General features: G+C 70.9%; 23 protein-coding genes and 1 riboswitch. Of the genes, 13 read left to right on the top strand and 10 right to left on the bottom strand.

Going from position 1 to position 21,820, the window contains the following annotated elements; all coding sequences use genetic code 11:
- Window positions 1–78 precede the first annotated feature (78 nt).
- The 7 genes from ACZ5Y9_RS16310 to ACZ5Y9_RS16340 all read left to right on the top strand — a co-directional run bounded on the left by ACZ5Y9_RS16310 (window position 79) and on the right by ACZ5Y9_RS16340 (window position 6,547).
- Window positions 79–1,038 carry a ribokinase gene (locus ACZ5Y9_RS16310; protein ID WP_464471854.1) on the top strand — a complete coding sequence of 320 codons (960 nt, stop codon included), beginning with the start codon at window positions 79–81 and terminating at the stop codon, window positions 1,036–1,038.
- A 36-nt stretch (window positions 1,039–1,074) separates the two neighbouring features.
- Window positions 1,075–1,479: a D-ribose pyranase gene (gene rbsD / locus ACZ5Y9_RS16315; protein WP_247624440.1), complete on the top strand. Its 405-nt coding sequence runs from the start codon at window positions 1,075–1,077 to the stop codon at window positions 1,477–1,479.
- A gap of 1 nt (window position 1,480) precedes the next feature.
- Window positions 1,481–2,305 (top strand): GntR family transcriptional regulator, encoded by an 825-nt coding sequence (locus ACZ5Y9_RS16320; RefSeq protein WP_464471855.1) that lies wholly within the window; start codon window positions 1,481–1,483, stop codon window positions 2,303–2,305.
- Complete coding sequence (locus ACZ5Y9_RS16325) at window positions 2,302–3,405, top strand: hypothetical protein (RefSeq protein ID WP_464471856.1); 1,104 nt, start codon at window positions 2,302–2,304, stop codon at window positions 3,403–3,405. Before ACZ5Y9_RS16320 ends, ACZ5Y9_RS16325 begins: the two co-directional genes overlap by 4 nt.
- A 19-nt stretch (window positions 3,406–3,424) precedes the next feature.
- Entirely contained in the window at window positions 3,425–4,492 is a 1,068-nt protein-coding gene (locus ACZ5Y9_RS16330; RefSeq protein WP_464471857.1) for a PLP-dependent cysteine synthase family protein, read from the top strand.
- A gap of 257 nt (window positions 4,493–4,749) precedes the next feature.
- Window positions 4,750–5,259: a glycine cleavage system transcriptional repressor gene (locus ACZ5Y9_RS16335; RefSeq protein ID WP_464471858.1), complete on the top strand. Its 510-nt coding sequence runs from the start codon at window positions 4,750–4,752 to the stop codon at window positions 5,257–5,259.
- A gap of 82 nt (window positions 5,260–5,341) precedes the next feature.
- Complete coding sequence (locus tag ACZ5Y9_RS16340; RefSeq protein ID WP_464471859.1) at window positions 5,342–6,547, top strand: aminotransferase class V-fold PLP-dependent enzyme; 1,206 nt, start codon at window positions 5,342–5,344, stop codon at window positions 6,545–6,547.
- Between the two features lie 143 nt (window positions 6,548–6,690).
- Here ACZ5Y9_RS16340 and ACZ5Y9_RS16345 read toward each other — a convergent pair whose 3' ends face one another.
- The 4 genes from ACZ5Y9_RS16345 to ACZ5Y9_RS16360 form a co-directional block, all read right to left on the bottom strand.
- On the bottom strand, window positions 6,691–7,704 hold the full coding sequence (locus ACZ5Y9_RS16345) for an aldo/keto reductase family protein (RefSeq protein WP_464471860.1): 1,014 nt from the start codon (window positions 7,702–7,704) through the stop codon (window positions 6,691–6,693).
- 62 nt (window positions 7,705–7,766) lie between these two features.
- A complete protein-coding gene (locus ACZ5Y9_RS16350) occupies window positions 7,767–8,252 on the bottom strand; it encodes a hypothetical protein (protein WP_464471861.1) in 486 nt (161 codons plus the stop codon).
- A 118-nt stretch (window positions 8,253–8,370) separates the two neighbouring features.
- On the bottom strand, window positions 8,371–9,888 hold the full coding sequence (locus tag ACZ5Y9_RS16355; RefSeq protein WP_464471862.1) for a DUF4407 domain-containing protein: 1,518 nt from the start codon (window positions 9,886–9,888) through the stop codon (window positions 8,371–8,373).
- Between the two features lie 84 nt (window positions 9,889–9,972).
- Window positions 9,973–10,548, bottom strand: coding sequence for a TetR/AcrR family transcriptional regulator (locus ACZ5Y9_RS16360; protein WP_464471863.1), 576 nt, complete (start codon window positions 10,546–10,548; stop codon window positions 9,973–9,975).
- 66 nt (window positions 10,549–10,614) lie between these two features.
- Here ACZ5Y9_RS16360 and ACZ5Y9_RS16365 point away from each other — a divergent pair, with 66 nt between their 5' ends.
- Window positions 10,615–11,241, top strand: a complete 627-nt coding sequence (locus ACZ5Y9_RS16365) for an NAD(P)H-dependent oxidoreductase (protein WP_464471864.1) — start codon at window positions 10,615–10,617, stop codon at window positions 11,239–11,241.
- Here the strand turns inward: ACZ5Y9_RS16365 and rlmN are convergent.
- On the bottom strand, window positions 11,190–12,491 hold the full coding sequence (gene rlmN, locus ACZ5Y9_RS16370; protein WP_464471865.1) for a dual-specificity RNA methyltransferase RlmN: 1,302 nt from the start codon (window positions 12,489–12,491) through the stop codon (window positions 11,190–11,192). The genes ACZ5Y9_RS16365 and rlmN overlap by 52 nt on opposite strands.
- Before the next feature lie 70 nt (window positions 12,492–12,561).
- Between rlmN and ACZ5Y9_RS16375 the strand changes: the two genes are divergently transcribed.
- The 3 genes from ACZ5Y9_RS16375 (at window position 12,562) to ACZ5Y9_RS16385 (ending at window position 14,504) form a co-directional block, all read left to right on the top strand.
- On the top strand, window positions 12,562–13,032 hold the full coding sequence (locus ACZ5Y9_RS16375) for a hypothetical protein (RefSeq protein WP_464471866.1): 471 nt from the start codon (window positions 12,562–12,564) through the stop codon (window positions 13,030–13,032).
- A 73-nt stretch (window positions 13,033–13,105) separates the two neighbouring features.
- The gene (locus ACZ5Y9_RS16380) at window positions 13,106–13,747 is read left to right on the top strand and encodes a bifunctional 4-hydroxy-2-oxoglutarate aldolase/2-dehydro-3-deoxy-phosphogluconate aldolase (RefSeq protein WP_464471867.1); all 642 of its coding nucleotides are present in this window, start codon (window positions 13,106–13,108) and stop codon (window positions 13,745–13,747) included.
- A 7-nt stretch (window positions 13,748–13,754) separates the two neighbouring features.
- Entirely contained in the window at window positions 13,755–14,504 is a 750-nt protein-coding gene (locus ACZ5Y9_RS16385) for a sulfite exporter TauE/SafE family protein (RefSeq protein WP_440747747.1), read from the top strand.
- 20 nt (window positions 14,505–14,524) lie between these two features.
- Here ACZ5Y9_RS16385 and ACZ5Y9_RS16390 read toward each other — a convergent pair whose 3' ends face one another.
- Entirely contained in the window at window positions 14,525–15,355 is an 831-nt protein-coding gene (locus ACZ5Y9_RS16390) for an SDR family oxidoreductase (RefSeq protein WP_247633743.1), read from the bottom strand.
- A 36-nt stretch (window positions 15,356–15,391) separates the two neighbouring features.
- Entirely contained in the window at window positions 15,392–16,156 is a 765-nt protein-coding gene (locus ACZ5Y9_RS16395; RefSeq protein WP_247956993.1) for an SDR family NAD(P)-dependent oxidoreductase, read from the bottom strand.
- Window positions 16,157–16,279: 123 nt separating this feature from the next.
- On the opposite strand from ACZ5Y9_RS16395, the gene ACZ5Y9_RS16400 reads away from it, so the two are divergent.
- Entirely contained in the window at window positions 16,280–17,005 is a 726-nt protein-coding gene (locus tag ACZ5Y9_RS16400; protein ID WP_464471868.1) for a phosphotransferase, read from the top strand.
- 7 nt (window positions 17,006–17,012) lie between these two features.
- Here the strand turns inward: ACZ5Y9_RS16400 and ACZ5Y9_RS16405 are convergent, their stop codons facing one another.
- From ACZ5Y9_RS16405 to ACZ5Y9_RS16415, 3 genes are all read right to left on the bottom strand, one after another.
- Window positions 17,013–17,804, bottom strand: a complete 792-nt coding sequence (locus ACZ5Y9_RS16405; protein WP_336641645.1) for an energy-coupling factor transporter transmembrane component T family protein — start codon at window positions 17,802–17,804, stop codon at window positions 17,013–17,015.
- The gene (locus tag ACZ5Y9_RS16410; protein WP_464471869.1) at window positions 17,801–19,258 is read right to left on the bottom strand and encodes an ABC transporter ATP-binding protein; all 1,458 of its coding nucleotides are present in this window, start codon (window positions 19,256–19,258) and stop codon (window positions 17,801–17,803) included. Before ACZ5Y9_RS16410 ends, ACZ5Y9_RS16405 begins: the two co-directional genes overlap by 4 nt.
- On the bottom strand, window positions 19,258–19,962 hold the full coding sequence (locus tag ACZ5Y9_RS16415) for an ECF transporter S component (RefSeq protein ID WP_464471870.1): 705 nt from the start codon (window positions 19,960–19,962) through the stop codon (window positions 19,258–19,260). The genes ACZ5Y9_RS16410 and ACZ5Y9_RS16415 overlap by 1 nt, the downstream gene beginning before the upstream one ends.
- Window positions 19,953–20,064, bottom strand: a riboswitch (TPP riboswitch). Its footprint overlaps the gene before it by 10 nt.
- Window positions 20,065–20,147: 83 nt before the next feature.
- Between ACZ5Y9_RS16415 and ACZ5Y9_RS16420 the strand changes: the two genes are divergently transcribed.
- Entirely contained in the window at window positions 20,148–21,779 is a 1,632-nt protein-coding gene (locus ACZ5Y9_RS16420; protein WP_464471871.1) for a D-alanyl-D-alanine carboxypeptidase family protein, read from the top strand.
- Window positions 21,780–21,820: the final 41 nt, after the last annotated feature.

The raw sequence follows: 21,820 nt of genomic DNA on the forward strand, positions 1-21,820 counted from the left end.
GCTAATGTAATGACAGGCGCGGGGCGATGTCAAAGCTCCGGCCGACGTACATCGCCGTCGAAGACGACCAGGAGCGACATGGCCCCCGCACACCCCGAAGACCGTTCCGGCGTCGTGATCGTCGGCAGCGTCACCGCCGATGTGACCACCTTCTCGCAGCGCCTCCCCGCGCGCGGCGAGACGATCCTGGGCGATCAGTTCACCCTGATGCTGGGCGGCAAGGGCGCCAACCAGGCCGTCGCCGCCGGCCGTTCCGGCGCCCGCACGAGCTTCGTCGGATGTGTGGGCGACGACCTCTTCCACGACCTCGTCGTCGACGGCCTGAGCGAGGCCGGGGTCGACCTGGCGCATCTGCGCACCGTGCCCGGCCCGACCGGCATCGCGCACATCCGTGTCGACGCCTCGGCGCAGAACGACATCGTGATGGTCCCGCTCGCCAACGCCTCCCTCAACACCGACCAGATCGACGAGGCGCTCGCCGCCCTCGCCCCGACCACCTCGGTGCTGCTCACCCAGCTCGAGACGCCCTCGGCCCTCACGGCGCACATCACCGGCCGCGGCCGCGAACACGGCATGACCGTGATCCTCGACCCCGCACCGGCCGCGACGCTGCCCGTCGAGGTGTGGGCGAACATCGACATCGTCACGCCGAACGAGACCGAGGCGACGCTCATCAGCGGCATCGAGGTGACGGACGCCGAATCCGCCGAGCGCGCCGGACGCTGGTTCCTCGACCAGGGCGTCGGCGCCGCGGTCATCACCCTCGCCGGACAGGGGTCGTGCGTGGTCACGTCGGACGGGGCATCCGTCATCCCGCCGTTCCCCGTCACCGCCGTCGACACCACCGCCGCCGGCGACGCCTACGCCGGGTATCTCGGCGCCGCGCTCGCGAACGGCAGCAGCCTCGCCGACGCCGTGCGTCTGGCGACGGCCGCGGGCGCCCTGACCGTCACGAAGCAGGGCGCGTCGCCGAGCCTGCCCCTGCGCGCCGACGTCGACGCGTTCCTCGCGGAGCGCGAAGCGGCGCCCGTGAACTGACCCCACCGCCACCCGACCACAGAGACCGGAGCCGCCATGCGCAAGACCGCGACCACGATCAACCCCGCGCTGTCGCGGGTCATCAGCGAGACCGGGCACACCGACCTGCTCGTCGTGACCGACGCGGGTCTGCCGATCCCCCCGGGGTCCGAGCGCATCGATCTCGCCTATCGCCCGGGGGCGCCCGCCTTCTTCGACGTGCTCGACACCGTGCTCGCCGAGCTCGTCGTCGAGGGCGCCACGGTCTCGGCCGAGGTCGCCGAGAAGAGCCCCGAAGTGCTCGAGGCGCTGCGCGAGCGATTCGCCGGCATGGACTTCGAGATCGAGCTCGTGCCGCACGTCGACTTCAAGAAGCTCACCCACGGGGCGCGGGCGTTCGTGCGCTCCGGCGAGTTCACCCCGTACGCGAATGTGATCCTGCACGCGGGCGTGGCGTACTAACATGTCCGCCGTGCTTCCCGACGCGATCGACCGCCACTCCGCCGCACCCATGTACGACCAGTTGCGGCAGCTGATCGTCGACGGCATCGCGCGCGACGGGTTGCAGCCGGGCGATCCCCTCCCGGGTGAGCACGGACTCTGCGAGCGCTACGGCGTCTCGCGCACCGTCGTGCGCCAGGCGCTCGCTCAGCTCGAGCACGAGGGTCTCGTCGAGCGCGTCAAGGGCAAGGGCACCTTCGTCTCGCGCCCGCGCACGGCGGAGAGCCTGGTGCACACGCTCGTGGGTCTGTACGACGACGTCGAGCGTCGCGGCGGCCACGTGCACAGCGACGTGCTGCGCCACGAATTCGCCGTCGCCGACGACGAGATCGCGGCGGCTCTCGAGATCCCGGTCGGGTCGCGGGTCGTGGTGCTCGAGCGGCTGCGCCACGTCGACGACGAGCCCTGGTCGCTGTCGACCACGTGGATGCCGGATGCCGTCGGCGCGGCCACCCTGGGCGTCGACCTGTCGGACTCCTCTCTGTACCGGGTGCTCGCCGAGCACGGCATCGTCGCCACCCGCGGTGTGCGATCGGCCGAGGCGACGGTCGCGACGCACGAGCAGGCCGGTCACCTCGGTGTCAGCGCCGGATCCGCCCTGCTGCGTCTGCGCAGCGTGAGCCGCACCGATGACGACACCCCGATCGAGTACTTCATCGCCTACCACCGCGGCGACCGCTCGCGCTTCGAGTTCCAGCTGCAGCAGGAGCAGTCGCAGGCCTCCCTCCTGCATGTCGACGGCCGCGGCGGTATGACACTCGCCGGCAGCACGCGGGTCCAGCCATGACGGGCGACGAGCGGACGCCCGACCCCGCAGCGGGAGCGGATGCCGACGCGGTCGTCCCGCCGGAGGCGCCCACGCCCGCCTCTCCCCCGCCGCCCGCGCAACCGCCGTTGGCTCCGCCGGTGGGATCGGATGCCGCAGCCCCCACTCTCCCGGCCGGCGCCCCGCTGCCGCCCGGTCGCCGCCCCGCGTACCAGCCGCCCGCGTACCAGCCACCCGTGTCCCAGCCACCCGCGAGCTACCGGCCGACTCCGGCGTACCGTCCGGCGCCCGCGTATGAGGCGCCGCCCGCGCATCCCGGGGCTCCGACGTATCAGCCGGCCGCCGCCGCCGCTCCGCCCGCAGCTCCGACTGCGGCTCCGACCTCGGCATCCGCTCAGTCTCCCGAATCCGTTTCGACTCCGACTCCGGCATCCGCCCCGGCCCATCCGCCGCAGACGTATCCGCCGCAGCAGACGTACCCGGCCCAGCCTCCCGCGGGGGCCTCACCACCGGTGGGCGGCTACCCGCCGGCGAACGGTTACCCGGTCGGCCCTGCCTACGGAGCGGCCGCGGCCGCTCCGTCGACTCCCCGGCGCGGCACGCTCGTCGTGGTCCTCATCGCGATCGCGGTCATCGGCGCCCTGGTGGCCCTGGCCATCGGTATCATCCCCCGGGGCCTGGGCGACCGCGGCGAATCGGCACCGGCATCCGATTCCGACGACTCCGGTCAGACCGCCCCCGATCCCGGCGACACCGAGGCCGAACCCGCAGAGCCCGACGACGCGCCCTCTCTGCCCGACACCGGAAGCTCGGCCGAGGCCACCCTGCAGAACAAGATCGATGAGTACAAGGCCGCGCGCACCGACGGGTCGCTGTGGGAGAGGATCCCCGACACCGAGTTCAACCGCACGGCCGTCAGCGCCTACCTCTACCTCATGACCGACATGAAGCTCGCCGCGTCGTTCGGGGCCGACACCTCGGAGTACCTGCAGCGTGCCGCGAAGCTCGAGGAGCTGCTGCTCTCGGAGCAACCTCTCGGCTCCGACATCGAGATCGTCCTGTCGGACCGCACGTTCACCTACGACGGCGACACCGGCGAAGGCGGCTACACCGACAACTGAGCCCGGGTACGCTCGAACGGTGGATTCCTGGACCAGCAACGCGATCGCTCTGCTGGAGGCCGACGCCAACCGCAGTGCCGACACCCACTTGCACGTCTTCCCGCTGCCCGCCGAGTGGGGCATCGACCTGTACCTGAAGGACGAGTCGGTGCATCCGACCGGGTCGCTCAAGCACCGCCTGGCGCGGTCGCTGATCCTCTACGGCCTCGTCAACGGACTCATCCGGGGCGACACGACCCTCGTCGAATCGTCGAGCGGTTCGACTGCCGTCTCCGAGGCGTACTTCGCCCGGATGCTCGGGCTCCCGTTCGTGACCGTCGTGCCGCGCTCGACCGTGCAGGAGAAGATCGACCTCATCGAGTTCTACGGCGGCACCTGCCACTTCGTCGACCGCGCCGAGGACATGTCGCCCGAGGCCCGCCGCCTCGCCGCCGACTGCCACGGCCACTACCTCGACCAGTTCACCTACGCCGAGCGCGCGACCGACTGGCGCGGCAACAACAACATCGCCGAGAGCGTGTTCAGCCAGCTGTCGCAGGAGCGGCACCCGATCCCCCGCTGGATCGTGGTCGGCGCCGGGACCGGCGGCACGAGCGCCACGTTCGGCCGGTACGTGCGCTACCGGCGGCACACGACCGAGATCGCGGTCGTCGATCCCGAGGGTTCGGCGTTCTACGACGGCTGGGCGGGAACTCCGGATGCTCCGGCCGGGCACCCGAGCCGCATCGAGGGCATCGGTCGACCGCGCGTGGAGCCGTCGTTCGTTCCGAGCGTGATCGACGAGATGATCCGCGTGCCCGACGCCGGCTCGATCGCGGCGATCCGTCTGCTGCGCGAGCGCACCCTGCACTGGGCGGGCGGGTCGACCGGCACGAACCTGTACGGCGCCTTCCAGCTGATCGCGCGCATGCGTGCCGCGGGTGAGACCGGGAGCGTCGTGACCCTGATCTGCGACAGCGGAGTCCGCTACGCCGGCACCTACTACTCCGACGAGTGGGTCGCGGCGCAGGGTTGGGACCTCGCCCCGCACCGCGCCCGCCTCGACGGCTTCCTCGACACCGGCCTCTGGGCCGAGCTCGCCGACTGAGCGCCCTTCGTCTCGTCGCTGCGCTCCTCGCTCAGGGGCCGTTGCCCAGACCCGGTTCCTGAGCGAGCGCAGCGCGACGAAGGGCCCCAGAGACTGGGTCCCTGAGCCTGTCGAAGGGTCCCACCCCGAGACGCCCCGTACCCAACTCAGGAACATCGTGTCGAAATCGGCTGATTCGGGCCGTTTCACGCGCCCCGGCATCCGTTCTTCCTGAGTTAGGCCCGGGCCGCTCGCGCCCCACGGACTACGCTGACCCCATGACTACTCTGATCCTCACCGTCGCGGGTGCAGACCGTCCGGGCCTCGTCGCCGCCGTCGCCGATGCCGTCGATGCCCACGGGGGCAACTGGGAGAACAGCCGCCTCGCTGAGCTCGCGGGCACCTTCGCCGGGGTGATCGAGGTCTCGGTGGCCGCCGATCGGGTCGCCGAACTGCAGGCCGCGCTGCGCGCCCTGACCGGACTGCTCACGGTGACGATCCACACCGGATCGGATGCCGCGGTCCACCGCGACGCGAGTTCGATCTCGCTCTCGGTGCTGGGCAACGACCGCGCGGGGATCGTCCACGAGATCTCCGGCGTTCTGACCTCCCACGCCCTCAGCATCACGAGCATGGACACCGAGACGCGCGACGCCGCGATGGCCGGTGGGCGCCTGTTCGAGTCGACGGTCACGGCGACGGTTCCGGCATCCGCAGATCTCGATGCGCTCCGCACCGACCTCGAGAAGCTGGCGGCGGAGATCCAGGTCGACATCACACTCGCCTGACGGGTTCGCGCGCCGCGCGCCTCTCGCCCGCGCCGCCCGGATGACCGGCAGGAGCAGACAACAGAATGTGGAAAGCCCCGCGATGACAGCCTTCCCCGCTCCCGTGGCGCTGCGGTCGTTCGCGCGGGCACGCGACGCGTGGCCCCTCGATCCCGCGATCGTGCACCTCAATCACGGATCGTTCGGCGCTCCGCCGACCGCCGTGATCGAGCATCAGGATGCTCTGCGCCGCCAGGGCGACCTCAATCCCGTCGCGTGGTTTCCGACTCTTGGCGAGCGCACGCGCGAGGCCCGCGTGCGCACGGCACCCTTCGTGGGTGCGCGCGCCGATGACGTCGCCTTCGTGCCGAACGCCTCGGCCGCGGCGACCGTGGTCTACAACGCGATGCACCTCGAACCGGGAGACGAGATCATCGTCACCGATCACGGATACGGCGCGGTGACGATGGGCGCGGAGCGGTTGGCGCGCCGCACGGGTGCGACCGTCCGCACGGTGGCGATCCCGCTGCTCGCCTCCGACGACGAGGTCGTCGACCGATTCGCCGCCGAAATCGGGGATCGTGCGCGTCTCGTCGTGGTCGATCAGATCACGTCGCCGACGGCACGACTGATGCCGACGCGACGCATTGCCGACATCGCCGCGCACCACGGCGCGCGCACGCTGATCGATGGTGCGCACGCGCCGGGGCTCCTCCCGGATGCCGCGTCGGCGGCGGGCGGCACGTGGTGGTTCGGCAATCTGCACAAGTGGGCGTGCGCGCCGCGCGGATCTGCGCTGCTGGTGACGACCGCCGCGGATCGCGACGACCTCTGGCCGCTGATCGACTCGTGGAACGCGCACGATCCCTTCCCCTCGCGCTTCGACTACCAGGGCACGATCGACGCGACCGGGTATCTCGCGACGCCGACCGCGATCGAGTTCGTCGAGCGCGAGATCGGGTGGGAGCGCACGCGCACGGTCATGACCGAGATGGCGGATGCCGGGGCCGAGGCGATCGCGGCGACGTTCCGTCGCTTCGCCGATGCGGAACCGCTCACGCCGGTCCCCTCGCCGGTCCCGTCGATGCGACTGATCCGCCTGCCGCCCGGGCTGGGGGCGACCCGGGAAGAGGCGGATGCGCTGCGCGCCGAGATCCTCCCCGCGACCGGCATCGAGACCGCATTCACGAGCTTCGGAGGCGCCGGGTACGTGCGGCTCTCGGTGCACCTCTACACCGAGGCATCCGACATCGAGCGGTTCGTCGATGTCGCAGTGCCGTGGCTCGTGGCGCGCGCCGGCATCCGCTGACCGTCCGCAACACCGTCGCCGCGCCGGCGGGCGCCGAGACCCATCGCCCCCGGCTTCAATCCCCGACGCCCCTCCCACACGACGAGGCCCCCTGCCGCGGTGTGCGACAGGGGGCCTCGTACGTGTGCGTCAGACGCGGATGCTCAGACCAGGCGGGTCTTCGGCGAGGTCGAGTAGGTGTGCTCGGCGTCGCGGTTGACGGTGTCGCCGAGGGCGGTGTCGATCGCCGCCATCGTGTCGGCGTCGAGCTTCACTCCCGATGCCTTGACGGTGTCGGCGAGCTGCTCGGGGCGCGATGCTCCGACCAGGGCTGCCGCGATGTTCGGATTCTGCAGCACCCAGGCGATCGCGAGCTGCGGCATCGTGAGACCCGCCTGCTCGGCGATCGGCTTGAGGCGCTGGACCGCGGTGAGGATGTCGTCCTGCAGGAAGTTCTTGATGAAGTCGGCACCGCTGTGCGGGTCGGTCGCGCGCGAACCCTCGGGCACGGGCTGACCGGGCAGGTACTTGCCGCTGAGCACGCCCTGCGCCATCGGCGACCAGACGATCTGCGAGATGCCGAGCTCTTCGGAGGCCGGAACGACCTTGCCCTCGATGACGCGCCACAGCATCGAGTACTGGGGCTGGTTCGAGATGAGCTGGATGCCGAGCTGCTGGGCGAGCGCGTGGCCCTCGCGCAGCTGCTCGGCCGTCCACTCCGAGACACCGATGTAGAGCGCCTTGCCCTGGCGGACGACATCGGCGAAAGCCTGGAACGTCTCCTCGAGCGGGGTCTCGTAGTCGAAGCGGTGCGCCTGGTAGAGATCGACGTAGTCGGTGCCGAGACGGGTCAGCGAGCCGTTGATCGACTCCGTGATGTGCTTGCGGCTGAGGCCGGTATCGTTCGGGCCCTTTGGACCGGTCGGGAAGTAGACCTTGGTGAAGATCTCGAGGCCTTCGCGCCGCTGCCCCTCGAGGGCCTTGCCGAGCACGACCTCGGCCGCGGTGTTGGCGTAGGTGTCGGCGGTGTCGAACGTGGTGATGCCGGCGTCGAGCGCCGCGTGCACCGTCTTGACGGCGGCGTCGTCGCCGACCTGAGAGGCGTGGGTGACCCAGTTGCCGTAGGTGATCTCAGAGACCTTGAGACCACTGTTGCCGAGATAGCGATAGTTGACCATGTTCTAACGCTAGCGCCGGTCGCCGACACTGCGGGTCGGTTTCCGTGACCGGTCTCAGAAGTTCATGTCCGGCGCGCGCGGTGACGCATCTCGCGAACCGCGAGGACGAGCAGGGCGCCGAGTGCCACCAGACTCGCGGCGTAGAGCGGACGCGCCCACGGCGAGTAGTCGGCACCGCCGATCCCGTAGGTGTCGGCGAGTCCCATGCCCGCCCCGAACGATGCGGCGAAGTACCCGAGGGTCCCGAGAACCACGAGGCCCAGGAAGACCATCGCGGTGATCGCCGCCGGCATCCGCCCGACGATCGCGACGATCGCGACGACGACGGACACCACGACTCCGATACCGAGGATGCCGAGCACCGACATCGGACTCAGGCTCTCGCCCGCTTCTCCCATGTCGACCCGGATCTGATCGAGCGTACGGCCCGGAGCCGCGGCGAGCGGGTTGAGCACCATGATCTGCAGCGCGGCGACGGCGGCGTAGACGGCGACCGCGACGACGCCGACCAGCGACACCCACACGGTCGCACGACGAGATGAAGCCATGGCCATCACCGTAGAGACCGAGTCTGAGAACCCGCCGCCATCGCGAGGAGTCAAGACACGCCGCTCACTCGGCATCCGTTGCGGCGCGTCTTGACCCCTCACCGAGGGATGAAACCCCTCAGCTCGTGCGCGCCGTCGTCTCGGTCACCGCGGCCGACTGCGTCTGCACGATCGAGGCGCGATCGGCGAAGCCCTCGGCAGTGACCTTGTCGAGCGCGACCTGCTTGCGGATCGCCGCAGCCTTCTCGTAGAGGCTCGGGTCGCCGTACGAGGTGAGCACCTTCACCAGCACGGGCAGCAGCTCGATCATGAAGAACAGCGCGGCGATGAGGATGTGCGCCCAGAGGATCGTGGGCTCCTTCTCGCTCAGGCGGTTCAGCCCGCTGATCTGGCTGAGGAGTCCGGTCGCTCCGGCGTTGCCCTGCGCCACGGCATCCGCTCGGGCGTTGTAGGCCGCGAGCGCCTGGTCGTAGGTGTCGCGTGCGGCGGGCAGCTGGTCCTGCGCGGTCTGGCGGTTCGTCGCCTCGGAGGTCGAGGTGTTCTCCTTCGCGGCGGTGCCGGCCGTGGCGAGCTCCTCGTTCGCGACGCGCAGCTGCTCGGCGAGGCCGTCGTAGGTCTGCTGGGCCTGGGCGAGCTGGGCCTGGGCGGCGTCGGAACTCGCGCCCTCGCCGTTCACCCCGGTGCAGCCCGGAACGGTGCCCGCGCCCTCGCCGGTGAGCTCGCACTGGTAGAGCGCGCGGGCCTGGTCGATGACGGTCTGCTGATCCGCGAGCTTGGTCGTGAGGTCGTCGACGGTCGCCTGGGCGGCGGATTCGGATGCCGACGACGAATCGGTTCCCGCCACGATGCCCGTCGCCGCCTGATTCTCGAGCTCGGCGACCTTGGCGGTCGCGGCGTCGAGGGCGATCTTCTCGGGGCCGGACTCGAGGGCCTCCTGGTCGGTCTGCGACTGCGTGATGTTGGTCGAGGCGACCTCGCGGGCGATGTCGTTGTGGAACACCTGCAGCACGAGCGGCTCGGCGACCACGAATCCGATGATCGCGGCCATGATCACTCGGGGGATCGCGAGGCCGATGAGGCGCCACACGTTGCGCGTCGACGCCATGGTCGAGGTGAGGAACCGATCGAGGTTGAAGATGATGAGCGCCCAGACGAGCGCGAGCGGAACGGCCAGCCAGATCGCGGCCCCCACGCCGGTCGTGAGCGCGAACAGCATCGAGATCGCCGAGACCAGGGCGGTGCCGGCGAGCACGAAGAACATCTGCACGAAGCGCGGCGTCTCGCCGGGGACGCGGTCGAGGATCTCGCCTTCGGCCCCGCCGAGGATCGCGAGCTGCCGCAGGCGCGAGCCCGGGGTGCGGGGCGCGCGGGGCCTGCGCTCGCGCGGCGGGCGCGGCGCGCGAGCGGGCTTCGACGGCGCGGATGCCGCGGCATCCGCTTCTGCCGAGTCGGCGGCGGTCTCCGGGCGCGGGGTCTCGCGCGTGGCGGAGTCCGTGATGAACGGCTCGTCGGCGGAACCTGTGGGCTCGTACTCGCGCAGGAAGTCGAGGTCATCCGTCGGGGCGTTCGGGTCGCCGTCGATGATGATCCGACCCTGCGAGTCGAAGCGACCCGGTCGGTGGGCGGAATAGGGCATCCCGACAATCTACGAAAGGTCGCCTGTGCGCACGGTGGAAGAAGGCTTTGACGGCTCCCAGGTTCGGCAGGGGCGCGCTCCGGATCACACCCCGGCGGGCAGCAGCCTGCCGAGAAGAGCCTCGTAGGAGGCGAGGGCGTCGTCGAGACCGAAGTGCCCGGCGGCGGCGAGAGTGCCGAGGCCGTGGATGAGGCCCCAGAGCGCGACGACGTCGGTGGGTCGGTCGAGTCCGGTGGCGGCGGCCGCTGCGGCGAGCGCTCCTTCGAGCGCATCGATCAGCGGGGCCATCGTCGCGGTGGGCGAGCCCGGCACGCAGACCGTGGGGTCGTAGACGGCGTCGAAGGCGTGCGGATGCTCGACGGCGAAGCGGATGTAGGCCTCGCCACCCGCGGCGAGCGCCGCCCGCGGGGTCGCGGCATCCGTCGTCGCGTTCTGCACCTGGGCGAGCAGATCGGCCATGCTGCGCTCGGCGATCGCCTTGAGCAGACCGAGACGATCGGAGAAGTGGTGGTACGGCGCGTTGTGGCTGACGTCGGCGGCGCGAGCGACCTCGCGCAGGCTGATGTCGGCGGCCGGCATCCGCTCGAGCAAGTGCATCGCGGCGTCTTCGAGGGCGCGCGCGAGATCGCCGTGGTGGTACCCCGTCTTCGAACTTGACATGAGCAACATTGTCTCCTATCTTGACACTGTCCACCTGCTTGACACTGTCCAGATTGGAACCGACGCATGACCGCTCTCGTGATCGACGGCCACCCGTACGCCGAATCCCTCACCGCTTCGCTCGCGCAGCGCTACGCCACAGGTCACGGTGATGCCCGCGTGCTCGCCCTGCGCGACCTCGACTTCGACCCGCACCTGCGCTTCGGATACCGGCAGCGCATGACCCTCGAAGCCGACCTGCTGGACGCCAAGCGGGCCCTCGCCGAGGCGCAGACGATCGTCATCGCGACACCGCTGTGGTGGGGGTCGGTGCCGGCGCTGCTCAAGGGCTTCTTCGATCGCGCCCTGCTGCCGCAGCAGGAGTACCGCTACTCGCCGCAGGGGCTGCCGATCGGTCTGCTCACCGCACCGCACGGACGCCTGCTGCTGCTCGCCGACACCCCCTGGTACGCGGCACCCTTCACGGGACTGCCGGCGCAGCGCCAGGTGGTGCGCAACTCGATGCGGTTCTGCGGCATCCGATCGGTGCGCGCGCACCGGATGCTCGGCGTCAAGAACGCCTCACCCGAGAGGATCGGGCGCTGGCTCGAGGATGCCGAACGGCTCGGCGCCGCGGACGGGCGCCGAGATGCGCGGCGCGGTCAGGCCATCGCGGCCGAGGCCGCTTCGTCCTCCGTCGTCGCGACGAGCTGACCGCAGGCGCCGTCGATCTCCTTGCCGCGGGTGTCGCGGAGGGTCGTCGGGATGCCGGCGTCGTTGAGGCGGCGCACGAACTCGGCCGTGACGTCCTTCTCCGAGGAGGTCCAGATCGACCCCGGCGTCGGGTTCAGCGGGATGGGGTTCACGTGCACCCATCCGCGACCGCGCTGGTTGAGCTTCTCGGCGAGGAGGTCGGCGCGCCAGGCGTGGTCGTTCATGTCCTTGATGAGCGCGTACTCGATCGAGACGCGGCGACCGGTCTTCTCGTAGTAGTTGTAGGCGGCGTCGAGGGCCTCGTCGACCTTCCAGCGGGAGTTCACCGGGATGAGCTCGTCGCGCAGGTGGTCGTCGGGCGCGTGCAGCGACAGTGCGAAGGTGACCGGGATGCCCTCGTCGGCGAGCTTCCTGATCGCGGGCACGAGGCCGACGGTCGAGACGGTGATGCCGCGGGCGCTCATGCCGAGCCCCTCGGGCTGCGGGGCGACCATGATGCGCACGGCATCCATCACCCGCTTGTAGTTGGCGAGCGGCTCGCCCATGCCCATGAAGACGATGTTGGAGACGCGCTCCATGCTGTGGTCGTCGGACTTCTTACCGCCCAGGCCGCCCTCGGCGATCAGGCGGTTGGCGCGCACGATCTGCTCGACGATCTCGGCCGTCGACATGTTGCGCGTGAGGCCCGCCTGGCCGGTCGCGCAGAACGGGCAGTTCATGCCGCAGCCGGCCTGGCTCGACACGCAGAGCGTGATGCGGCCGGGGTAGCGCATGAGCACCGACTCGACGAGGGCGCCGTCGTGCAGGCGCCAGAGGAACTTGATCGTGTCGCCGCGATCGGTCTCGAGACGGCGCACCTCGGTCATGAGCGGGGGCAGCATGCCGGCGACCAGCTCGTCGCGGATGCCGGCCGGGAGGTCGGTCATGTGCGCGGGGTCGGACCTGTAGTGCCGGAAGTAGTGGGTCGCGAGCTGCTTGGCGCGGAAGCCGGGCAGGCCGAGCTCCTTCACCTTCTCGACGCGCTCCTCGGGCGTGAGGTCGGCGAGGTGCACGGGCGGCTTGCCGCGCTTGGGGCTGGCGAACTGCAGCAGCGGGCGCCCCTCGGCGTCCTTCTGCTGGGTCCAGCCCTCGGTCGCCGGGCGCACCTGGGTGGGGCCCGTGGTGCGCACCTTGCCCTGGGCGGGTCGACCCTCGGGGGCGGACGCGGATGCTGCGGGGCGCGTCTCGCGCGTGCGGGGGTTCTCGGTCATACCTTCCAGGGTACCGGCGAGCGGGTGGGAGACGGCTGGACTGTCGGGGCCCCTGCCTAGACTGACCGGCATGGACTTCGTGTGGATCATCGGGATCATCGTCGGCGCGATCATCGTGATCGCCATCGTGGCCGCAGCCCTGCGGGGCATGCGGCCGAAGGTGCCCGAGGTCACCCCGGGCGTTCCGGTGCCGATCGCGCCCGAAGTGGTCGCGAAGATCGACGATCTGGTGCGCGCCGACAGCAGGATCGTCGCGATCAAGACCCTGCGCGAGCACACCGGCGAGAGCCTGCAGTCCGCGAAGCGCCGCATCGACCACTGGCGGGTCGGCGCCGCCCCCGCGACGACCGCGATCCCGATCCAGCCGCCCGTCTTCCACGACGTCGGGTCGCTGCGCGCCTCACTGCCGTCCGAGGCGGTGGCCGAGATCGACCGACTCGTCGCCGCCGAGCAGCAGATCGCCGCGATCAAGCTGCTGCGTGAGGAGGCCGGCCTCGGCCTCAAGGAGTCGAAGGACCTGATCGACGCCTGGCGTGCCTGAGCGGGCCCGGACGCGCCCGTTGTAATGACAAGTTGGCGTCGGCGAGAATAGAACGACCCCCACCACAAGGAGCATGATGTCCGACCGCCTCACCCGTGCCCGCGCCACCGGAGTCCTCGCCGTGCTCCGCGCCTCGACCCCCGAGCTCGCCCTCGAGGCGTCCGAGGCCATCATCCGGGGCGGAGTGACCGGTATCGAGGTCACGTTCTCGACCCCCGATGCGCCCGCCGTCATCCGCGAGCTCATCGCCCGGCACGGCGACGCCGCCTACGTCGGCGCCGGCACCGTCACCACCGCCGAGCAGGCCGCCCTCGCCGCCGATGCGGGCGCCGAGTTCCTCGTGAGCCCGGGCACGCTCCCCCACCTCACGCGCAGCATGCTCGACACCGGCCGCGTCGTGATGACCGGCGCCATGACCCCCACCGAGGTCATGGGCGCGCTCGAACTCGGCGTCGACGTCGTCAAGATCTTCCCCGCGTCGCTCGGCGGCCCCTCGTACCTGGGCGCCCTGCGCGGCCCGTTCCCCGAGGCTCCCCTCATGCCCACCGGTGGCGTGAACCCCGACAACCTCGCCGACTGGTTCGCTGCCGGCGCCGTGGCCGTCGGAGCCGGAGGCGACCTCGCCAACGGCGCCTCGCTCAAGGCCCAGGACTGGGCCGACATCGAGCAGCGCTCCGCTCGCTTCGCCGCCGCCCTCGCGGCCGTCCGCGCCTGACGCCTCGGTGATCGCCCTCGACCCGTGGGCGTGGGCCGCGCTGGCCCTCGCCGCGGTGACGATCGGCATCTCGAAGACGGCGCTTCCGGGCGGCAGCATCCTCGCGATCGCCCTGTTCGCGGCCGTGCTGCCGGCGCGCACCTCGACCGCGGCCATGCTGCTGCTGCTGATGGTCGGCGATGTGTTCGCGCTCATCGCCTACCGTCGGCACGCGCACTGGCCGACGCTACTGCGCCTCGCCCCGGCCGTCGTGCTGGGACTCCTGGCCGGCTTCGCGTTCCTCGCGCTCACCGGTGACGGCGTCGTGCGGCGCGCGATCGGCGTCATCCTGCTGGTCATGATCGCGGTGACGCTCTGGCGACGGTGGCGGCAGAACAGGGCGGATGCCGTGGCCCCCGCCCGCGGCGGCATTCTGCTCGCCGGCACCTACGGCACGCTCGGCGGGTTCACGACGATGGTCGCGAACGCCGGCGGCCCGGTGATGTCGATGTACTTCCTCGCGACGCGCACCCCGGTGCAGGTGTTCCTCGGCACCTCGGCGTGGTTCTTCGCGATCATCAACCTCATCAAGGTGCCGTTCCTCGCGGGACTCGGACTGTTCGAGGGGCAGGTGCTGCTGATGGATGCCGCGCTCGCCCCGCTCGTCGTCATCGGCGCGCTCATCGGGCTCGCCGTCGCGAAGCGACTCGATCAGCGGCTCTTCGACCGCATCGTCATCGTGCTCACGGTGCTCGGCGCGGTGTACCTGCTCTTCTGAGCGTCACGGGGCGGCCCGGGTCAGTCGAGGAAGATGTCGGGGAACAGCGCCGCGTCAGGGGTCCCCGGGATCGCGGCGTAGCCCGAGAAGTCGGTCATCCCTGCAGCCTCGAGCACGTCCTCGACGATGAGCGTCTGCCCCGTATACGACCCGGCGGGCTGCAGGAGCACCTGGTACGCGGCATCCGCGTAGATGTCGGGCGTGCGGCTCGCGGCCATGACCTTGTCGCCGCCGAGCAGGTTCTGCACCGCCGCGGTCGCGATGGTCGTACGCGGCCAGAGCGTGTTCGCGGCGATGCCGTCGCGCGCGAACTCCGCCGCGAGACCCAGCGTCGCCATCGTCATCCCGAACTTCGCGAGCGTGTAACCGGTGTGCGCACCGAGCCACTTCGGCGTGGGGTTGAGCGGCGGGGAGAGCGACAGGATGTGCGGGTTCTCGGCATCCTTCAGCATCGGCACGGCCGCGCGCGACAGCATGAACGTGCCGCGCACGTTGACGTCCTGCATCAGGTCGTACTTCTTGGGATCGAGGTCGAGCGACCGCGAGAGGTCGATGACGCTGGCGTTGTTGACGACGATGTCGATGCCGCCGAACTCGCCCTGCGTCTTCATCACGGCCTCGGTGATGTCGGAGTCGTCGCGCACGTCGCCGACGATCGCGAGCGCCTGCCCGCCGGCCGCGCGGATCTGCTCGGCCGCCGTGTGGATCGTCCCCTCGAGCTTGGGATGCGGGGTGTCGGTCTTCGCGAGCATGGCGATGTTCGCACCGTCGGCTGCAGCGCGCAGCGCGATCGCGAGTCCGATCCCGCGGCTGCCGCCGGACATCAGGATGGTCTTTCCTGCGAGTGACATGGGTCTCCTTCTGGGTCGGATGCCGGTGCGGGCGGGTTACTTCGGCGCCATGCGGATCGCGCCGTCGAGGCGGATCGTCTCGCCGTTGAGGTAGTCGTTCTCGACGATGTGCTGCACGAGGGCGGCGTACTCGTCGGGGCGGCCGAGCCGTGAGGGGTGCGGCACCTGCTGGCCGAGGGAGTCCTGCGCGGCCTGCGGCAGGCCCATGAGCATGGGGGTCTCCATGATTCCGGGGGCGATGGTGACCACGCGGATGCCGTAGCGGGCGAGCTCGCGGGCGACCGGCAGGGTCATCGCGTGCACACCGCCCTTCGACGCGGCGTACGCGGGCTGGCCGATCTGGCCGTCGAAGGCGGCGACGCTGGCGGTGTTGACGATGACGCCACGAGTGTCGGTGTCGCTGTCCACGGGGTTCTTCACGATGACGGCGGATGCCTGCGACAGCACGTTGAACGTGCCGACGAGGTTGATGCGCACGATGCGCTCGAAGTCGGCGAGCACGGCCGGGTTGCCGTCTCGGTCGAGCACCTTCGCGGGCGGCGCGATGCCGGCGCAGTTGACCACGACGCGCAGCGGGGCGACGGCCTGCGCCTGGGCGACGGCATCCTGCACCTCGTCGACGCTGGTGACGTCGGCGGGCACGAAGAGTCCCCCGAGTTCGTCGGCGAGCTCGGCGCCCTTCGACGTCGAGAGGTCGATGATCGTGACGTGGGCGCCGTCGGCGGCGAGCCGACGTGCGGTGGCGAGGCCCAGACCCGAGGCGCCTCCGGTGATGAGCGCGCCCTGTCCACTGATCTGCATGGTGTTCTCCTTCGAACGTCGTCGTGCGACTGAGTTTCAGCCTACGTGGTTCTTGGTGTCACCACGATCCCCGGGGAAGGCTGTGTCAGCGAGCCTACGGGGTCGGCACGGCAGACTGGAGGGATGAGCATCCCCGACCCCCACATCGAGATCCCCGCGCGCGTACGCGACCTCGCCGGTCGCGCCGCCGTCACCCCGGTCTGGCGCAACGGCATCGGGGGCCTCACGTTCCGCACCGACGACGGGCGTTACATCAAGTGGGGTCCGCTCGATGACGAGGCCAACATGCACGACGAGGCCGAGCGGATGCGCTGGGCCCGCCGCTGGATCGCGGTGCCCGAGGTGCTCGCCCAGGGCGAGGACGACGCGCACGAGTGGCTCGTCACCCGCGCGATCGACGCGTTCAGCGCCGTCGATCCGCGCTGGGATGGCAAGGCTGAGATCGCAGTACCCGCCGTCGGTCGCGCCCTGCGGATGCTGCACGACACCCTCCCCGTCGCCGACTGCCCGTGGGAGTGGAGCGTGCACTGGCGCGTCTCGAACGCCGCCGAGCGCGGGGTCGTCGTGCCGCCCGAACTGCACGAGGCCCCGCCGATCGACCGCCTGGTCGTGTGCCACGGCGACCCCTGCATGCCCAACACGCTCCTCGACGCCGCGGGTGAGCCCGCCGCCCACGTCGATCTCGCCGCCCTCGGTCTCGCCGACCGGTGGGCCGACCTCGCCGCCGCGGCCATGAGCACCGGGTGGAACTTCGGCCCCGGCTGGGAGGACCCGCTGCTCGAGGCGTACGGCGTCGAACGCGACGACGCACGGCTCGAGTTCTACATGCGGCTCTGGAACGAGACCTGAGCGACGGCTAGGAGCTCGGCCCGAGGATGAAGTTCCACGCGCCGGTCGCGATCGCGGCGGCCACGGCCACCCCGGAGATCGTGAGACCGACCGCGAGCAGCATCCATTCGGCCGCCCCGAACCGCGACTCGCGCGCCCACGTGCGCCGACCGGGGGCTCCGAAGCCGCGGGCCTCCATGGCGGTGGCGAGCTTCGCGCCCCTGCGGATCGAGAGTACGAGCAGGGCGAACGCCATACCGAAGAACCGGCGGATGCGTCCGCGATCGGCGACTCCACGTGCCCGGCGCGCGAGTTCGAGCGCCCGCCAGTCGTCGAGGAACAGCCCGATCATGCGCAACCCGGCGAGCGCGCCCAGCACGAACCGGGCGGGCAGCTTCAGCACCTGAGCGAGTCCGTCGGCGAGGTCGGTGGGGTCGACCGTGATGAACAGCACCACCGACGGCAGCGCGATCGCGAGCACGCGCAGGAAGGTCGCGAGAGCGAGCGCGAGCGACCCGTCGCTGATGCGCAGCACGAACCACTCGACGTAGATCGTGCCGCTCGTCTCGCCGTAGAGAGCGATCGTGACGGCGGTGAGGGGCGCCGCGAGCCAGACCGGCCAGGTGCGCAGCCAGAACTCGCGCCAGCCGATGCCGGCGAAGAAGAACAGCACGCACTCGAGCACGAGGGCGACGGATGCCGACACCGGATCGAGCGTGAGGATCAGCGGGATCGCGATCAGCGCGCTCACCCCGAGCTTGGCGACGGGGTTGATGCCGGCGATGCGTCCGGTGCGGGCGGTGGTGTCGAGCACGGTCATCGGCTGCCGCCCAGCTCGTAGCGTTCGGCGTGGAGCGCGCGGGCGACGTCGAGGTCGTGCGTGATCGTCACGATCGCGGTGCCCTCGTCGCGCAGGGCGGCGAGCATCGCGACGAGTTCGGCCCAGGTACGGGCGTCCTGTCCGAAGGTCGGCTCGTCGAGCACGAGCACCCGGGGCCGGGTCGCGAGGGCGGCGGCGACCGTCAGCCGACGCTTCTCGCCGCCCGACAGCGTGTAGGGGTTGGCGCGCGCGAGCCGGTCGAGGCGCAGCCGGTGCAGCAGTTCCTCGCTGCGTGCGGCGATCTCGTCTTCGGGCATGCCGAGCGCGCGCGGGCCGACCGCGAGCTCCTCCTGCACGGTTTTCGCCAGCAACTGATGCTCGGGCTCCTGGAAGACCATCCCGATACGGGTGAGCAGATCGCGCGAGGCCCAGTCGATCGGCGTCGATCCGATACCGGCGGCCAGGGCCGCGGATGCCGCGACCGCACCGCCCGCAGGCGGCAGGAGTCCCGCGAGCGTGAGCCCGAGGGTCGACTTGCCGGCACCGTTCGGCCCGGTGATCGCGAGCGCCTGTCCTGCCCGCACGTCGAGGTCGATGCCGGTCGCCACGGGCTTCCCCTTCACGCGGGCGACGGCGAGATCGCGGGCCGAGATCAGCACCTCGCCGGGCGCCGACAGCGGAGCGGGCGGAGCATCCGGAGCGAACCCCGGCACCCACACCCCGTCGGCCGCGAGCCGGGCGCCCTCGACGCCGAGTACGTGCGCGGGCGGTCCGTCGGCCACGACCCCGCCCTGCCCGACCACGATCACCCGCGTGATCAGCGGCAGCCATACGTCGAGGCGGTGCTCGACGACGATCAGCGTCGCGGGGTGCGCCTGCAGCATCCGCTCGACCGCGTCGCGCACCTCGACCACGCCCTCGGGATCGAGGTTGGCCGTCGGCTCGTCGAGCAGCACGAGCCCCGGCCGCATCGCGAGGATGCCGGCGAGCGCGAGCCGCTGCTTCTGCCCGCCCGACAGCGCCTTGGTCGGGCGATCGAGCGGCACGTCGAGGCCGACCGCGTCGAGCGCCTGCGTCACGCGCGGCCAGATCTCGGCGCGCGGGATGCCGAGGTTCTCGCACCCGAAGGCGACGTCGTCACCGACCCGGGCGAGGATCACCTGCGAGTCGGGGTCCTGGAGCACCAGCCCCGTGCGCCCGCGCGTGGACGCTGCGGGGATGCCGTCGACGAGGAGCGAGCCCTGGGCTTCGCCCTCCTCGTCGCCGCCGAGCACCCCGGCGAGTCCCTGCAGCAGCGTCGACTTGCCGGCACCGGACGCGCCGAGCACCAGCACGCGCTCCCCCGGTTCGATCCGGAACGAGACGTCCTGCAGCGCCCAGGCCAGACGGCTGGCATGACGCCAGCCCCACGCGGTCGCCTCGACCGTCGCGGGGCCGGCCTGATCGATCGTCATCAGACGCGGACGCGCGCCTCACGGCCCGAGCCGAAGCGATCGAGCGCTCCCGTGGCCGCGATGCCGCGCGCCAGCACCCACGACAGGGCCCCGGCGATCACCGCGCCCGACACGACCGTGCTGATCAGATAGATCACCGTGAACTCGGTGCCCGACCCCGCGTACCAGAGGATGAGGTTGTTGATGCCGCCGGCGAGGGCCGCGCCCGCTCCGGCGAGGATCGCGACGGGCAGCGACCAGCGACGGTAGAAGAACAGCAGGAAGATCAGTTCAGCGCCGAGGCCCTGCACGAGACCGGCCTCGAGCGTCAGGAACCCGCCCCACTGGTTGCCGATCAGGGCCGAGACGACCGCGGCGAGCAGCTCGACGTAGATCGCGGCGCCCGCCTTGCGGATGATGAGGCCGCCGAGCACACCGGCGAACAGCCACGGTCCGTCGAGCAGCCCCTGCAGGCCCGGGAGCAGCGGCTCGAGGAGCGCCTTCGGGCCGAGGTAGCCGACGTTCCACGCGAGGAAGATCAGCCCGGCGGCGACGCCGAGCACGCTGGCGACCACGATGTCGACGACGCGCCAGCGCCAGATCGTGGCGGGTGCGCTCTTCGCGGATGCCTGCTTCGCGGCGGATGCCGGGTTGGATCCGGATGCCGGGTTGGATGCCGTTTCGCCGGTGTTCTTCGCGGCGGATTCGGGCGTGGACGTACTCATCTGAACTCCTCCCTGCGCTGGCATGACCCAGATCAGGTTCGACGGTCGAAGCGCGATTCGCTCCCTCTCAGCCCGGCTCGCCGGACTCCCGTGGTTGTGCTGACCAGCATACCCGCGCGCCGACACCCGCGCCCGCCCGTGACGCATCGCCGCAGATCAGCCCGGGGATTGGGTACCGTAATCGAGTGACCGCCGCTCATCCCACCGACGCCGCCACCGCCGCCGTGCCCGATTCCGGCGCGGCTGCGACCGACGCCCCGGGCGAACTCGAGCCGCCTGCGACGGCATCCGTGCCCGCCGTGGCGGATCCGGACGAGGCGAAGGCTGCCGGCGTCGAGGAGGCTGGTCCTGAAGGTACTGATGTCGAGGCTGCCGGTGTCGAGACCGCCGGTGTCGAGGGGGCCGGTGTCGAGGCATCCGCCGCTCCGGAGGCGAGCGAGAGCGAGACCCCCGAGGCCGCATGGGCAGATGAGAAGCGCCCGGCCACGGCCCTGACCTGGATCGACACCGCCGCCGTCGCCGCAGGTTCCGCGGCGCGCACCTACGACGAGCCGTACGTCGAGGATCCCGCCGTCGCGATCATGCGCGGAGCCCGATTGCGCCCGGCGATCGCGAGCGCCCGTGTGCTCGTGCCGATCGGCATGGTTCTCGGTCTCGTCGGCGCATACGCCGGCACGACCATCCTCTGGCCGCTGCACGAGGTCGCCCCGACCGTTCATTCTGTCGAGTTCACCACCGTCGCCGCTCCCGCGGCCGCCGTGGCGTGGCCCGGCGTCGGCAGTGCAGCCGTCGGCGTGGGCGGCATCGGCTCGACGGCATCCTCGGTGGATCCGGCGAGCATCGCGAGCATCACCAAGGTGGTCAGTTCACTCATGGTGCTCGACCGGATGCCCCTGGCCCTCGGCGAGCAGGGTCCCGAGTTCTCGTTCACCCGTGCCGACAGCCAGTCGTACTGGTCGTATCGGATGTCGGATCAGTCGTCGCTCGATGTGCCGGTCGGCGGAGTGCTCACCGAGTACCAGATGCTGCAGGGCACGCTGCTCGGGTCGGCGAACAACTACATCGACCGCCTCGCGCGGGAGATCTGGGGATCGAACAGCGAGTTCGCGGCCGCCGCGGAGATCTGGCTGAGCGAGCGCGGCCTCAGCGACATCACGGTCGTCACACCGTCGGGCTTCGACATCGGCAACGTCGCGACACCCGACGCCCTGGTGCGCCTAGGCGAGCTCGCGATGAAGAACCCGGTGTTCGCGGAGATCGTCGGCACCCCGGCCGTCGAGCTGCCCGGTGCGGGCCTCGTGACCAACACGAACGGCATGCTGGCCGACCCCGGTGTCGTCGGCATCAAGACCGGCACGCTGGTCGGGTGGAACCTGCTCACGGCGAAGAACGTGACCGTGGGCGACAGCACCGTGCAGCTCTACGCGGCGGTGCTGAATCAGGACGACGATGCCCAGCGGCTCGCGGCCACGCGCTCGCTGTTCGCCGAGGTCGAAGCGGCGCTCCTCGCCCAGGAACCCGCCGTTCCAGCCGGCACGGTCGTCGGTCAGGTGCGCACCGAGTGGGGCGCGGAGGTCGACATCGTGACGGATGCCGACGCCGACGTGCTGCTCTGGAACGGTGCCGCGGCGACGACCTCGACGAGCTTCTCGCTCGGGGATGCGCGGGAGGACGGCGACGCCGTGGGCTCGCTGAGCACCGCCGGCCCGATCGACACGACCACGACGGAACTCGTTCTCGACGACGACGTCGAGGGCCCCAGCATCTGGTGGCGCCTCACGCATCCGATGAACCTGTTCGGCCTCGACTCGGAATAGAGCCGGGTTCCTGACTCCGTGAGGGGTCAAGACTCGCCGTG

The sequence above is a fragment of the Microbacterium sp. T3-8 genome, from assembly GCF_055398145.1.

Bases quoted from the DNA above. Each gene is read 5' to 3' on its own strand.
- ACZ5Y9_RS16310 (WP_464471854.1), top strand. From the start codon at position 79: ATGGCCCCCGCACACCCCGAAGACCGTTCCGGCGTCGTGATCGTCGGC.
- rbsD (WP_247624440.1), top strand. From the start codon at position 1,075: ATGCGCAAGACCGCGACCACGATCAACCCCGCGCTGTCGCGGGTCATC.
- ACZ5Y9_RS16320 (WP_464471855.1), top strand. From the start codon at position 1,481: ATGTCCGCCGTGCTTCCCGACGCGATCGACCGCCACTCCGCCGCACCC.
- ACZ5Y9_RS16325 (WP_464471856.1), top strand. From the start codon at position 2,302: ATGACGGGCGACGAGCGGACGCCCGACCCCGCAGCGGGAGCGGATGCC.
- ACZ5Y9_RS16335 (WP_464471858.1), top strand. From the start codon at position 4,750: ATGACTACTCTGATCCTCACCGTCGCGGGTGCAGACCGTCCGGGCCTC.
- ACZ5Y9_RS16340 (WP_464471859.1), top strand. From the start codon at position 5,342: ATGACAGCCTTCCCCGCTCCCGTGGCGCTGCGGTCGTTCGCGCGGGCA.
- ACZ5Y9_RS16345 (WP_464471860.1), bottom strand. From the start codon at position 7,704: ATGGTCAACTATCGCTATCTCGGCAACAGTGGTCTCAAGGTCTCTGAG.
- ACZ5Y9_RS16350 (WP_464471861.1), bottom strand. From the start codon at position 8,252: ATGGCTTCATCTCGTCGTGCGACCGTGTGGGTGTCGCTGGTCGGCGTC.
- ACZ5Y9_RS16355 (WP_464471862.1), bottom strand. From the start codon at position 9,888: ATGCCCTATTCCGCCCACCGACCGGGTCGCTTCGACTCGCAGGGTCGG.
- ACZ5Y9_RS16360 (WP_464471863.1), bottom strand. From the start codon at position 10,548: ATGTCAAGTTCGAAGACGGGGTACCACCACGGCGATCTCGCGCGCGCC.
- ACZ5Y9_RS16365 (WP_464471864.1), top strand. From the start codon at position 10,615: ATGACCGCTCTCGTGATCGACGGCCACCCGTACGCCGAATCCCTCACC.
- rlmN (WP_464471865.1), bottom strand. From the start codon at position 12,491: ATGACCGAGAACCCCCGCACGCGCGAGACGCGCCCCGCAGCATCCGCG.
- ACZ5Y9_RS16375 (WP_464471866.1), top strand. From the start codon at position 12,562: ATGGACTTCGTGTGGATCATCGGGATCATCGTCGGCGCGATCATCGTG.
- ACZ5Y9_RS16380 (WP_464471867.1), top strand. From the start codon at position 13,106: ATGATGTCCGACCGCCTCACCCGTGCCCGCGCCACCGGAGTCCTCGCC.
- ACZ5Y9_RS16390 (WP_247633743.1), bottom strand. From the start codon at position 15,355: ATGTCACTCGCAGGAAAGACCATCCTGATGTCCGGCGGCAGCCGCGGG.
- ACZ5Y9_RS16395 (WP_247956993.1), bottom strand. From the start codon at position 16,156: ATGCAGATCAGTGGACAGGGCGCGCTCATCACCGGAGGCGCCTCGGGT.
- ACZ5Y9_RS16400 (WP_464471868.1), top strand. From the start codon at position 16,280: ATGAGCATCCCCGACCCCCACATCGAGATCCCCGCGCGCGTACGCGAC.
- ACZ5Y9_RS16405 (WP_336641645.1), bottom strand. From the start codon at position 17,804: ATGACCGTGCTCGACACCACCGCCCGCACCGGACGCATCGCCGGCATC.
- ACZ5Y9_RS16410 (WP_464471869.1), bottom strand. From the start codon at position 19,258: ATGACGATCGATCAGGCCGGCCCCGCGACGGTCGAGGCGACCGCGTGG.
- ACZ5Y9_RS16415 (WP_464471870.1), bottom strand. From the start codon at position 19,962: ATGAGTACGTCCACGCCCGAATCCGCCGCGAAGAACACCGGCGAAACG.